The 12,447-nt window shown below is 56.9% G+C and carries 14 protein-coding genes and 1 pseudogene; 5 read left to right on the forward strand and 10 right to left on the reverse strand.

Annotated features, from left to right (window positions below):
• Both ACIOWE_RS24765 and ACIOWE_RS24770 read left to right on the forward strand, forming a co-directional pair.
• A pseudogene (locus ACIOWE_RS24765) lies at nt 1–171 on the forward strand (peroxiredoxin); the annotation flags it as partial.
• 230 nt (nt 172–401) lie between these two features.
• Nucleotides 402–860, forward strand: coding sequence for a Panacea domain-containing protein (locus ACIOWE_RS24770; RefSeq protein WP_401396974.1), 459 nt, complete (start codon nt 402–404; stop codon nt 858–860).
• A 474-nt stretch (nt 861–1,334) separates the two neighbouring features.
• On the opposite strand, the gene rnt is transcribed toward ACIOWE_RS24770, so the two are convergent.
• Nucleotides 1,335–2,012 (reverse strand): ribonuclease T, encoded by a 678-nt coding sequence (gene rnt, locus ACIOWE_RS24775; protein ID WP_034153510.1) that lies wholly within the window; start codon nt 2,010–2,012, stop codon nt 1,335–1,337.
• Entirely contained in the window at nt 2,009–3,055 is a 1,047-nt protein-coding gene (pyrC, locus tag ACIOWE_RS24780; RefSeq protein ID WP_401396977.1) for a dihydroorotase, read from the reverse strand. Before pyrC ends, rnt begins: the two co-directional genes overlap by 4 nt.
• Before the next feature lie 160 nt (nt 3,056–3,215).
• On the opposite strand from pyrC, the gene ACIOWE_RS24785 reads away from it, so the two are divergent.
• Both ACIOWE_RS24785 and ACIOWE_RS24790 read left to right on the forward strand, forming a co-directional pair.
• Nucleotides 3,216–4,124, forward strand: a complete 909-nt coding sequence (locus ACIOWE_RS24785) for an OmpA family protein (RefSeq protein WP_401396980.1) — start codon at nt 3,216–3,218, stop codon at nt 4,122–4,124.
• A 129-nt stretch (nt 4,125–4,253) separates the two neighbouring features.
• Nucleotides 4,254–5,471 carry an argininosuccinate synthase gene (locus tag ACIOWE_RS24790; protein WP_102354948.1) on the forward strand — a complete coding sequence of 406 codons (1,218 nt, stop codon included), beginning with the start codon at nt 4,254–4,256 and terminating at the stop codon, nt 5,469–5,471.
• A 135-nt stretch (nt 5,472–5,606) separates the two neighbouring features.
• Here the strand turns inward: ACIOWE_RS24790 and ACIOWE_RS24795 are convergent, their stop codons facing one another.
• On the reverse strand, nt 5,607–6,320 hold the full coding sequence (locus ACIOWE_RS24795; RefSeq protein ID WP_401396983.1) for a hypothetical protein: 714 nt from the start codon (nt 6,318–6,320) through the stop codon (nt 5,607–5,609).
• A 514-nt stretch (nt 6,321–6,834) separates the two neighbouring features.
• Between ACIOWE_RS24795 and ACIOWE_RS24800 the strand changes: the two genes are divergently transcribed.
• Nucleotides 6,835–7,461 (forward strand): response regulator transcription factor, encoded by a 627-nt coding sequence (locus ACIOWE_RS24800; RefSeq protein ID WP_064119001.1) that lies wholly within the window; start codon nt 6,835–6,837, stop codon nt 7,459–7,461.
• Nucleotides 7,462–7,550: 89 nt separating this feature from the next.
• Here the strand turns inward: ACIOWE_RS24800 and ACIOWE_RS24805 are convergent, their stop codons facing one another.
• The 7 genes from ACIOWE_RS24805 to ACIOWE_RS24835 all read right to left on the reverse strand — a co-directional run bounded on the left by ACIOWE_RS24805 (nt 7,551) and on the right by ACIOWE_RS24835 (nt 12,397).
• Complete coding sequence (locus ACIOWE_RS24805; RefSeq protein ID WP_401396986.1) at nt 7,551–7,730, reverse strand: PA3496 family putative envelope integrity protein; 180 nt, start codon at nt 7,728–7,730, stop codon at nt 7,551–7,553.
• 107 nt (nt 7,731–7,837) lie between these two features.
• Nucleotides 7,838–8,476: an endonuclease III gene (gene nth, locus ACIOWE_RS24810; protein ID WP_401396989.1), complete on the reverse strand. Its 639-nt coding sequence runs from the start codon at nt 8,474–8,476 to the stop codon at nt 7,838–7,840.
• Nucleotides 8,473–9,054 (reverse strand): Rnf-Nqr domain containing protein, encoded by a 582-nt coding sequence (locus tag ACIOWE_RS24815; protein ID WP_401396992.1) that lies wholly within the window; start codon nt 9,052–9,054, stop codon nt 8,473–8,475. Before ACIOWE_RS24815 ends, nth begins: the two co-directional genes overlap by 4 nt.
• Nucleotides 9,051–9,656, reverse strand: coding sequence for an RnfABCDGE type electron transport complex subunit G (locus ACIOWE_RS24820; RefSeq protein ID WP_401396995.1), 606 nt, complete (start codon nt 9,654–9,656; stop codon nt 9,051–9,053). Before ACIOWE_RS24820 ends, ACIOWE_RS24815 begins: the two co-directional genes overlap by 4 nt.
• Complete coding sequence (locus ACIOWE_RS24825) at nt 9,653–10,636, reverse strand: RnfABCDGE type electron transport complex subunit D (RefSeq protein ID WP_401396998.1); 984 nt, start codon at nt 10,634–10,636, stop codon at nt 9,653–9,655. Before ACIOWE_RS24825 ends, ACIOWE_RS24820 begins: the two co-directional genes overlap by 4 nt.
• Nucleotides 10,623–11,831, reverse strand: coding sequence for an electron transport complex subunit RsxB (rsxB, locus tag ACIOWE_RS24830; protein WP_401397001.1), 1,209 nt, complete (start codon nt 11,829–11,831; stop codon nt 10,623–10,625). Before rsxB ends, ACIOWE_RS24825 begins: the two co-directional genes overlap by 14 nt.
• Nucleotides 11,828–12,397: an electron transport complex protein RnfA gene (locus ACIOWE_RS24835; protein ID WP_401397004.1), complete on the reverse strand. Its 570-nt coding sequence runs from the start codon at nt 12,395–12,397 to the stop codon at nt 11,828–11,830. The genes rsxB and ACIOWE_RS24835 overlap by 4 nt, the downstream gene beginning before the upstream one ends.
• Nucleotides 12,398–12,447 lie beyond the last annotated feature (50 nt).

The raw sequence follows: 12,447 nt of genomic DNA on the forward strand, positions 1-12,447 counted from the left end.
CTGCCGCTGGGCCGTCACATGGAAGAGCTGATCCGTCTGGTCGACGCTCTGCAATTCCACGAAGAGCACGGCGAAGTCTGCCCTGCCAACTGGAAAAAAGGCGACAAAGGCATGAACGCTTCGCCAGAAGGCGTTGCTGCATACCTGACCGAGAACGCTGCTGCCCTGTAAGGCGCAACGTCGAGGTACAAAAAAACCGGCCCATGTGGCCGGTTTTTTTATGCGCAGGATTATTGGAAACAGCCTCTCGGCATCATTTGTTTCAATTGCACGGAAAAAAATACTGGATGACTGAACAGTGGCTGGATAGGGTTGTGCACGAGCGATAACGGGGCACGAGGGCGATTGCCTTGTGCTGAATCGCGCCTCACTTCAGTAAGAACGGTGCAATGGATTGCATGATGCAGAAGGGGATTCAAATGCCGAGTAGCTTGGAAGTTGCGGATTATTTCCTCTGCCTGGAAGGGCATGAGGGCGAGATCTCCAATCTAAAAATTCAAAAAATGGTTTATTACGCTCAAGGGTTCAGTCTGGCCGTCCATGGCGAGGCACTCTTCCCTGAAAAACTGGAAGCGTGGATGCACGGGCCAGTGGTTCCGGATCTGTATCGACGATTCAGCCAATTTGGCTCGAGTGCCATTCCTCCCCCAAGTGATTTCAATGCAGATGTTTTCAGTGCCAAACAGCAAAGTCTGCTCAACGAAGTGTTCGACGTTTATGGCCAATTCTCGGCGTGGAAACTACGTCAGTTGACGCATGAAGAAGCCCCTTGGCGTAGAAACTTCAAGGAAGGGGAGTTCAGCCGAGAAATTCCCGCCTGTGAGATGCAGGAGTATTTCCGGGAGCATTTGGTGAACTGAAAAATGGCCAGGTTCAAACGCAGGGAACGCGATGCGGCGGTTGCAGTAACGGCACGGACGTCCACCATCGAAATGGATTCATCGGAAGCACGACCTCCGGTTTTCTCATTTGAGTATTTGCAGAATGGCTGGTGCATTCAAGATTGCGAGGCAGTCGAACGGTCGAAAATGCTTGAGCGTCTGAGGATCCTGGGAAAAATGCCTTGGAGAGAATTGCGTAGAGAGCATAGGCATCGATATGGCTGTGAAACGATTGAGAGGAACAGCTTGAAAGTCGGGATACCTGGTTTTTTAACAGGTGATGTCAGATTGTTGGTGTTTCGGGCTTTCGAACGTGTAGCGATGGTGGGTTACAAGAGCCATCGGGTTTTTTATGTCGTGTGGATTGATCGAGAATTTAAGCTCTATAAGCACTAAACAAAAAACCGGCCCACGTGGCCGGTTTTTTTATGCTCGGTAGAAATCCAACGAGGATCAGTCGTCGAAGTCTTCCCAGCCTCCCATCTGTTTCCAGCGGTTGACGATGCCGCAGAACAGCTCAGCGGTTTTCTCGGTGTCGTAGCGCGCCGAGTGCGCCTCACGGCCGTCGAAATCGATGTCGGCTGCCTGGCAGGCTTTCGCCAGCACGGTTTGGCCGTACGCCAGACCGGCCAGTGTCGCGGTGTCGAAACTGGAGAACGGATGGAACGGGTTGCGTTTCATGTCCAGTCGCGCAACCGCGGCGTTCAGGAAGCCGAGGTCGAAACTGCTGTTGTGGCCGACCAGAATTGCCCGTTTGCATCCGTTGGCTTTCAGCGCCTTGCGGATGCCACGGAAGATGTCGGTCAGCGCGGTTTCTTCGCTGACCGCCATGCGCAGCGGGTGATCCAGCTTGATCCCGGTGAACTCCAGCGCCGCCGCTTCGATGTTGGCGCCTTCGAACGGCTCAACACGGAAGAAGTAGGTGTGATCCGGGTAAACAAAACCCTTTTCATCCATGGCGATGGTGGTCGCAGCAATCTCCAGCAACGCATCGGTGGCCGAGTTGAAGCCACCGGTTTCTACGTCGACGACCACCGGCAGGTAGCCACGAAAGCGTGCCGCCATCGGGTGACGGGAACCGCCACCACCGCTTTGACCGTCCAGTTCGTCGTCGAAATGCTCTTCACTCACGCGTGTTCCTCCAGCAGGCGCCAGCGCAGTTTTTCACCGGCGCGCAGCGGGATAACGGTCAGCTCGCCGAATGGCAGGCTGGTCGGGGCGGTCCATTCTTCACGAACCAGGGTGATGCGATCAGTGTTCACCGGCAGGCCATAGAAACGCGGGCCGTTGAGGCTGGCGAAGGCTTCGAGCCTGTCCAGCGCATTACGCTGTTCGAAGGCTTCGGCGTACATCTCGATGGCGGCGTACGCGGTGTAGCAGCCGGCGCAGCCGCAAGCGGCTTCCTTGGCGTGCTGGGCGTGGGGTGCCGAGTCGGTGCCGAGGAAGAACTTCGCGCTGCCACTGGTGGCGGCATCGAGCAGGGCTTCCTGGTGCGTATTGCGCTTGAGGATCGGCAGGCAATAGAAGTGCGGCCGAATTCCGCCAACCAGCATGTGGTTACGGTTGTAGAGCAAGTGATGCGCGGTGATGGTCGCGCCGACGTTGGCCGAGGCCTCGTTGACGAACTGCACGGCATCGCCAGTGGTGATGTGTTCGAACACCACTTTCAGCGTCGGGAAGCGCTCGACCACACGACGCATGTGCTCATCGATGAAGATCTTTTCGCGGTCGAACACATCGACATCGCCACGGGTCACTTCGCCGTGGATCAGCAGCGGCATGCCGACTTCGGCCATGGCTTCCAGCGCCGGGAAAATCTTGTCGATGCTGGTCACCCCGGAATCGGAGTTGGTGGTCGCACCGGCCGGGTACAGCTTGGCGGCGTGTACGAAACCGCTGGCCTTGGCTTCACGAATTTCTTCGGGCTGGGTGCGGTCGGTGAGGTACAGAACCATCAACGGTTCGAAGCGACTGCCGGCCGGGCGGGCAGCAAGAATCCGCTGGCGATAGCCGTCGGCCTCGGCGGCGTTGCGCACCGGCGGGACCAGGTTGGGCATGATGATGGCGCGGCCAAAGGTGCGCGCAACATCGGCAACGGTATTGGTCAACACGGCACCATCGCGAAGATGAATATGCCAGTCGTCGGGACGCAGCAGGGTCAGGCGGTCGGACATGAGGGGATTCCAGGCGGGTCAAACTGAGGCGAATGCTACCGGAAAAGACTCTTGCAGGCACTCGCTATCAAGTTTTGCGGGAAGCTTCCGATATCCCGTAGGTATGCCGTAAACATAGTGTGAATCGGTCTTTGTGTTTCAGAAGCCAATGGAGCCTCCCGTGCGCCAGCGTTATTTAGCCTTGCTCAGTGTGTTTGCCAGCCTTCCCGCGATGGCGCTCACCTACCAGACTCGCCTGGAGAACATTGAGTGGACGGTCGCCGGCGACAAGTTCGAGTGCCGCCTGACACAGCCGATCACCGATTTCGGTTCGGGTGAATTCGTGCGCAAGGCCGGTGAGCAGGCGATATTTCGCCTGAACGCCTACAACGCCATGCTCGGCGGAGGTTCGGCGACTTTGCTGGCAGCCGCCGCGCCCTGGCAGCCGGGGCGTGGTGACATCAATCTGGGCAGCGTCAGGCTCGGCAGTGGCAACGTCTTGTTCAGCAGCTCGCAGTCCCAGGCCGGTGGTCTGATCAGCGGCCTGCTCGATGGTCGCAGTCCGGTCGTGCGGCGTGCTTCGGGCGATGGCCGTGTGTCGGAAGTGCGTTTGTTGCCGGTCAAGTTCAGCAAAGCGTTTAACGACTATCAAACCTGTGTGGCGAAATTGCTGCCGCAGAATTTCGAGCAGATCAAACAGTCGCAGATCGGCTTCCCCGGCGAGGGCGTTGACCTGGACGCTGCCGCCAAGGCCAAGCTGCAAGTCATGCTCGAATACATGAAGGCCGATCCGACGGTCAATCACATCGAACTCGACGGCCACTCCGACAACAGTGGCAATCGTCTGACCAACCGCGAACTGTCGCGCCGCCGCGCGCTGGCAGTGGTCGACTTCTTCAAGGCCAATGGCATTCAGGAATCGCAGATCACCGTGCGTTTCCATGGCGAGCAATATCCCATTGTGCCGAACACCAATGCGGCCAATCGCGCGAAAAACCGTCGAGTCAATGTAAAACTCGCGCGGGTGGCACCGACCGCTGCTCCAGCGCCTCAGGCCAGCACGCCTGCCAACACTGCCGCGACTTCCTGACCTGCCGGTCATCGTCGCGCTCTCGACAGAATCTGTCGCTTTGTCGTCTTAAGCTGTCGCGCCTCTGTAAATCATCGCGTGTCAGCGGGAGACTCCGCGGCTTTCCGTCGAACCCCGAGGAGTGCTGGCATGGCGGACGTAAACAAGGTCGTTCTGGCGTATTCCGGCGGCCTGGACACTTCGGTGATCCTCAAGTGGCTGCAGGATACTTATAACTGTGAAGTGGTGACCTTCACCGCTGATCTCGGTCAAGGCGAAGAAGTCGAGCCGGCCCGCGCCAAGGCTCAGGCCATGGGCGTCAAAGAAATCTACATCGACGACCTGCGCGAAGAATTCGTGCGTGATTTCGTCTTCCCGATGTTCCGCGCCAACACCGTTTACGAAGGCGAGTACCTGCTGGGTACTTCCATCGCGCGTCCGCTGATCGCCAAACGTCTGATCGAAATCGCCAACGAAACCGGCGCTGACGCCATTTCCCATGGCGCGACCGGCAAGGGCAACGACCAGGTGCGTTTCGAACTGGGAGCCTACGCACTCAAGCCAGGCGTGAAAGTGATTGCACCATGGCGTGAGTGGGACCTGCTGTCCCGCGAGAAGCTGATGGACTACGCCGAGAAGCACGCGATCCCGATCGAGCGTCACGGCAAGAAGAAGTCCCCGTACTCGATGGACGCCAACCTGCTGCACATCTCCTATGAAGGCGGCGTGCTGGAAGATACCTGGACCGAGCACGAAGAAGACATGTGGCGTTGGACCGTCTCCCCGGAGAACGCTCCTGACAAACCGCAATACCTGGAACTGACCTACCGTAACGGTGACATCGTTGCACTGGACGGCGTCGAAATGACCCCGGCTACCGTTTTGGCGACGCTGAACAAGATCGGTGGTGCCCACGGTATCGGCCGTCTCGACATCGTCGAAAACCGTTACGTCGGCATGAAGTCCCGTGGCTGCTACGAAACCCCGGGCGGCACCATCATGCTGCGCGCTCACCGCGCCATTGAATCGATCACCCTGGACCGTGAAGTCGCTCACCTCAAAGACGAGTTGATGCCGAAATACGCCAGCCTGATCTACACCGGCTACTGGTGGAGCCCTGAGCGTCTGATGCTGCAACAGATGATTGACGCTTCGCAGGTCAACGTGAACGGTGTGGTTCGCCTGAAGCTGTACAAAGGCAACGTGATCGTGACCGGTCGCAAGTCCGATGATTCGCTGTTCGATGCCAACATCGCGACTTTCGAAGAAGACGGCGGCGCTTACAACCAGGCCGACGCGGCGGGCTTTATCAAGCTCAACGCGCTACGCATGCGCATTGCTGCCAACAAGGGCCGCAAGCTGTTCTGATTTTTCAGACTGACGCGCAATGAAAGGGCGGCCTTGTCTTCGAGACGGGGCCGCCCTTTTTACTTAATTCTTTTGTTCGGCGCTTGTCGAGCAATGTCTCTGGTCTGTCTGCTTGCACGACAATGACCCCGTCCTTCAAGTCCGTCCCAACAGCGTCACCGCTTGTGAGCACAGGTTATAAACAATACACAGCGTGGTGCCTGAGTCTTTCTTGGCGTATTTGATCTGTAGCAGCGCATTCTTCGTCAGTGAAGCGTCCGACACATGATTGGAAAGAAATACGATGACGCGGATGGCTTTCCTGTCGTTGAGCCGGATTCTTTGCAGAATCGTGTCGAGTTCTCTCGCCGTATCGATGTCACGAACATCGATGATGTGCAGATTGCTGACGGAGACGGGCAACTGAATATTGTGTTGAACCGTCAGGTTTGACCTCGCACGGGTGTCCGTTGGTGGATCGGGCGCGTTGTGGATTTCGCACGAGTCCGCGCATTGTGCGGCGGTATCATCAGGCACGACGCGACTCGAGATTCCGAAAGTATTGTGTGCAGTGGGACCTTCTCTGGATGTGTTGCGTTTGTTGTCGCGGTCATTGTTGTCCATGGCTTTCAAGAAGGTTTCGTCCTTGCCGAAATCGGAAGGTGAATAGAGAGAGCGGTAGTTGAAGTTCAAAGTTATAAAAAAAAGAAATAACAAGTAGAACGGGAAGCTGATCAGGAACCATACGTAGATGGATCGTTCCTCACTATTGAGGAACGGCAAAGATATTGCGGCGGATGCCTCGGAGATACCGGCGAATATGGCGATGATCGTCATTGGGTTAGTGATTTTATTTTTTATCTTTAACATGTTTATACTCTTTTGTTTGGGTTTTCTCATTGTGGTTTTGTTTATGTTTGTTGGTAGTTTTAAGTTTGATGGTCGGTATTGTATTTATAGCAAAAGTGTTTGATTGAGTATAAATATCTTGTTTCAAGTGTTTATGCGCGGCGTGGTGGTGTATTGAGTTGTAGGAAAAGTGTCATTGCTTTATGTTTCCAGTCGACAGTCTGAATGAGCCGTCGTCATCTTCTTTGTTAGAGTTTCAGGCGCTCGCCCGTAATGGCGTCGGGCTGTGGAACGGCACCTGCGTGGCTCGTCGGTCGCAAGCTGTTACAAGTTGGAGAAGGAAATTTAATGTGGATGTTGAAGCGTTCCAATGTCGGATTTTTAGATGGGAGCGGATTTTTTGTAGGATTTATCTTCAATGGATGTAGGGAATGTCTTTCGATGCAAGTGCATGAGAGCCCCGACATGCCACTGCGCAAGTGACTGGGATATGGTGCGTGTTCTAAAAATTCGAACAGCGAAACTGGACTTGCCCATGAATAAAGTGCTGATCGTGGATGACCATCCCGTCATTCGTCTTGCGGTACGTATGCTGATGGAACGTCATGGCTACGAAGTCATTGCAGAAACGGATAATGGCGTGGATGCATTGCAACTGGCTCGCGAGCAGATGCCGGATATTGTAATTCTGGATATTGGAATACCGAAACTTGATGGTCTGGAAGTTATCGCGCGTCTCACTACGACCGCCATGCCGATTAAAGTTCTGGTATTGACTTCCCAAGCGCCCGGGCATTTTTCGATGCGATGCATGCAGTCGGGGGCGGCGGGATATGTGTGTAAGCAACAGGACCTTACTGAGTTGCTCAGTGCAATCAAGGCGGTTTTATCCGGCTACAGTTACTTTCCCAATCAGGCGTTGCATACAGTGCGTACCAGTCTGGGTAATGCCAGTGAAGCAGACATGGTGGATCGTTTGTCCGGGCGCGAAATGATGGTGTTGCAACAATTGGCGCGAGGCAAGACCAACAAGGAAATCGCCGACGGCATGTTTCTGAGCAACAAAACCGTGAGTACCTACAAGACCCGCTTGTTGCTGAAACTCAATGCACGGTCACTTGTAGATTTGATCGAGTTGGCGCAACGCAATGGACTCGTTTGAATGTTTCATTAGCTGACGGAGTCATGGGCCGATCGAGTACAGCTAACCGTAGAAAGTGAAAAGCCTCCGTTTCGGGAGGCTTTCAAGCATCAGAGATCAAAATCGTAATCGGCCAATTGCCTTTGCAGTCGGCGCTCGTCCAGCAGGTTATCAATCGTGCGACGTTTGCTGAGGTTGGTTTTGGCCACCTCGACAACCGGTTCTGAGTCATCGGTCTCAGTGGGGGTAAATTCGTCTTCTACGTCCAATTGCTCTTTGTCGGTGCTCATAAAGTTAACTCCCGGCTAAGACTGCCTTTGGCGCTCCTTATATCGGTAATGCAGCGACGGGTAAAAAAGATTTTTTCAATCGATCAATCAATAAACCTAATGCTTGATCAATCGTCCGATGTTTTGGCTTTGTACTCGCACAGATCTTCGATCCTGCAACTGCCGCACCGGGGCTTGCGTGCCAGGCACACATAGCGTCCGTGAAGAATCAGCCAGTGATGGGAATCGAGCAGGAACTCCTTGGGGACAAATTTCATCAGCTTCTTTTCCACCTCGATCACATTCTTGCCGGGCGCGATACCGGTGCGGTTGCTGACGCGGAAGATGTGCGTGTCGACGGCCATGGTCAGTTGGCGGAAAGCCGTGTTGAGCACGACGTTGGCAGTCTTTCGGCCCACGCCCGGCAAGGCTTCTAGCTCCTCACGCGTTTGCGGTACTTCGCTGCCGTGGCGTTCGACCAGCAAGCGGCAAGTCTCGATGACGTTCTTCGCCTTGCTGTTGTAAAGGCCGATGGTCTTGATGTATTCGGACAGACCTTCGACGCCCAGCGCATGTATCGCCGCCGGGGTGTTGGCCACCGGGAACAGCTTCGCCGTCGCCTTGTTGACACCCACGTCGGTCGATTGCGCCGAAAGAATCACGGCAATCAGCAGTTCGAAAGGCGAAGAGTAGGCCAGTTCGGTTTTCGGCTCGGGATTGTCTTCATGCAGTCGGCGAAAGATCTCAAGACGTTTTGCGGCATTCATGGGCGATGCGTTTCCTTGGAAATAGAGTTCGAGCGGGTCCACGCCTGACGGGCTGCGAGCAACAGGCCCAACAGAATCAGCGCGCCCGGAACCTGAGTTGCCAGATGCAACCCTTCACTGAATAAAACCAGACCTTGCCAGTGTTCGAAGAGACCTCGGCCGAGAGTCCCCTGACCGGCGAGCTCTCGCAGCAAGGCGAGGATCAGCATCAAGGCGCCAAACAGACCGGCGAGTTTGAAGCGCTCGATTCGTGTCTGTTGGAAGAATCCATTGTGTTCCAGGACCACGCACTGCAAGGCGATCAGGCCGGCATAAAGCCCCAGGGCCTGATGCCAAGGCAAAAACCAGCGTTGCCCGAAAGTCTCGGCGCAACTGGCCAATGTCGCTGCGAGCAGCAAGCAGGCGAATAATGTGTTTGTCCCCGTCAGGCCTGACCGTAGCGGGCGCATGCACACGCCATAAGCACCCACGAGCAGGACGAACATCAGAACCGTTACTAGCGCCCCGGCCAACGAGCCGGTGGTGCCCAGCAGCAACATCAGCATCAATGAGTTCGCCAGCGTCGCCGATCGGGTCATGGTTCGTTCCCCAGTAACGGCGCACGATGCTCATCGAAGTAGCGCAGCGCATCATGAATGGCATGGATCGCCGCGCGGGACGTAATGGTCGCGCCCGCCATTTGGTCAAACTGCCCCTGATCCTTTTTCAGCGCCCAACCGGCATCCGTCGGTTGATTGCTCGATTTGCCGGTAAATACCTGCAACCACGTATTCGGCCAGTCGCCCAAATGTCCGCCCAGTGCCGGGGTTTCTGTCTGCTTGAGGGTTTTCACCCCGAGCAATTTTCCGTCGGCATCAATGGCGATCAGCAATTCGATGCTGCCCGCATAGCCCTCGGTCTGGCTGCGCAGCAATACCGCGACTGGCTTGCCAGCCCTGGTCGCGAGATAGCCGCCGATTAGCGTGCTGTGGCTCAAGGCTGCGTTTGCCAGGACCAGCGGCTGTTCCAGCGGTTGATTGTCGTAGGTATCTGCCGCGAGCACGTCGAGTAGTTTGCGACTGTCGAGCAGACGTTGCGCAGCGGCAATCTGCGGTGCATTGCTGCGTTGTATAAGGTACGTCGCACCGATGCCAATGACGGCCAACAGCAGCAGCGTGAGCGCGCTTGTCGTCCGACTCATGGGCTCACCTGTGCTTGCCGACTGGCGGCAAAACGTTCCAGCGCCGGCACGCAGAGATTCATCAACAACACCGCAAACGCCACACCGTCCGGATACCCGCCCCACGTGCGAATCAGATAAGTCAGCAAGCCGACACCGACGCCAAACAGTAAGCGGGCGAGAGGACTTTTGGCGCCGGACACCGGTTCAGTAATGATGAAAAATGCGCCAAGCATGGTGGCGCCACTGAGCAAGTGAAACAGTGGCGAGCCGTGTGAGTCCGAGCCCGAGCCGTTCCAGCACAACAGACTGACCACAAACAGACTGGCGAGCATGCCAACCGGCGCCTGCCAGCCGAATACACGTCGTTGCAGCAAAAACAGCCCGCCAGCGAGGAATGCCAGATTTACCCATTCCACACCTTGGCCGCCGAAGCGCCCGAATGCCGGGTTGGCGGCGAACAGCTCATCGATGGTCAGACTTTTATTGATGCGCAAACTGTCCAGCGCCGTGGCCTGGACCCAGGCGTCCGGCGCCTGAGCGGGGTTGAACACCTGCTGCACTGCGTCAATCAGTGCCAGGCCGTGAGCCGGCCAATGTGTCATCGGCTGTGGAAACATCACCATGATCAAGGCAAATCCGAGCATGGCCGGATTGAACGGGTTTTTGCCCACGCCGCCATACAGGTGCTTGCCGAACAACAGACCGAAGGCAATTGCTGACACTGTCAGCCACCACGGGCAATAAGGTGGCAATGCAACGGCCAGCAGTGTCGCGCTGACCAGCGCACTGCCGTCGCTCAATGTCGGCTGTAAGGGTTGGTGGCGCAGACGTGTGACGCCCGCTTCGACGATCAACGCGGTGCTGACCGACAGCATCAAATTGATCAACACGCCCCAGCCGTACAGCGCGAACAAGGTCAGCAGCCCCGGCAGCGTGGCGAGCAGCACCAGTTTCATCGCCTGTTGCAGGCGATCATCCGGTGCCTCAAGGGGTGACATGATCTTGCACCTGGCGCTCGGCGTCTTGCAGACGGGCGCGGGCCTTGTCGAGGGTTTCGGCGGGCGTGTCGGCGCTGCGTTCGAGTTTGTTGAAGTCGGCGCGGGCGTAGGCCAGTTCGGTTTTCAACTGGCGAAGCTGGCCGTCAATCGGGCGTTTTTCCACTCGCACAAGATCAGGCACAGGCTGATCACTCGAGTCTTCGGCGGCATGCAGGGCTTGTTCGGCTTCACGCAGTGCCTGTTCCAGTGCGGCAATCTGCTCGGGTGACGCTTCGGCAGTCTGTGCCTTTTTCAGTTCGGCACGACGCATGGCCAACTGGATTTTCGCCCGTTTCAGGTCGGCGTCCTTCGCCGGGGCTGGCGCGACCGGAGCCGCGGGTGCGCTGCTTTCGAGTTTTGCCAGCGCCTGCTCGGCCGCTGCAAATTGTTGCTGCAACACGATCAATTGCGATTGCTGCTCAAAGGTCGGCGGGTGGCCGAAGGCTTTCAGCGACTTGTGCAACTGTGCGCGACTCATCGCGACATCAATCTTGGCTTTCTTCAGCGCGGCATCAGCGGTGGCGGCTTTTTGTGCGCGTACACGCTCCAGCGCAGCCTGCACGGGGTCGAGCGTAGTGACTTCAGGTTGCGTGGCCTTTTTCGCCCTGGCTTCACGTTCAGCCTGTTTTTGCTGTTCTTCGCGTTGCAGGCGTGCGTTACGGCGCTCGAAACGCTGGCGGGCATGGTCGCGTTTGACGGCGCGAGCGCGTTGCTCTTCAAGACTGAACGCCAGCCCACCCACCACCGGCAATGTGCCGAGTGGCAGTGGATGCATTTCGATGCAATCCACCGGGCACGGCGCCACGCACAGGTCGCAACCGGTGCACTCGTCGATGATCACCGTGTGCATCAATTTTGCCGCACCGACGATGGCGTCGATCGGGCAGGCCTGAATGCACTTGGTGCAACCGATGCACTCGGCTTCGCGGATGTAGGCGACTTGCGGCGGTGCCGAACCGCGGCTGATGTCCAGTTCCAGCACCGGTACTTTCAACAGCTCGGCCAATGCCGCGACGGTTTCGTCACCGCCCGGCGGGCACTTGTTGATCGGCTCGCCGGCAGCGATGCCTTCTGCATAGGGTTTGCATCCGGGATGGCCGCACTTGCCGCATTGGGTCTGCGGCAGCAGGGCATCGATGCGTTGAATCAGACTCATGTTTTGATCAGTCCACTGAATCCGAGAAAAATCACTGCGATCAATCCGGCGCCGATCAGGTCGATCGGCAAGCCGCGAAAGGGCAGGGGAATGTCGTTACCGGCCGTGCGCTCGCGCAAATCGCTGAACAGGCTCAGGATCAGCCAGAAGCCCAGTCCCGCACCGAGGCTCAATGCCGTTGCATGCAACAGCCCTTGATCGTTTTGCGCATTGATCAGCGCCAGACCGAGTACGCCGGCATTGCCCAGCAGCAGCGGCCACAAACCGTCGAACGGCCAGTCGGGCAGCCCGCGAGCCAAGGCTTTCAGCAGCGGTGCGATCAGCAACACACTCAGCGGCAGAAACACGAACAGATGCAGGGCCTGCAGTTGCAATGGCACCAGCAGCCAGTGCCAGAGTACCTGACCGATCACTCCGACCAGCAGCATCAAACATAACGTCGCCAGCCCTAGCGCATGCACCTGACGGCGACTGCCCGCCAACAGCGGATCGACGCCCAGCGGCCAGTGCAACACGAAGTTGTTGAGCAGCGCAGCACTGAAAAGCGTAAGCACAAGTTCGGTCATGGTTCTGCCGGCGAAACGGGCGGGTGTCTCTTAAGGTTAGGCATTATCCG

The organism is Pseudomonas sp. NPDC087598, from assembly GCF_044743525.1.
Taxonomy (GTDB): domain Bacteria; phylum Pseudomonadota; class Gammaproteobacteria; order Pseudomonadales; family Pseudomonadaceae; genus Aquipseudomonas.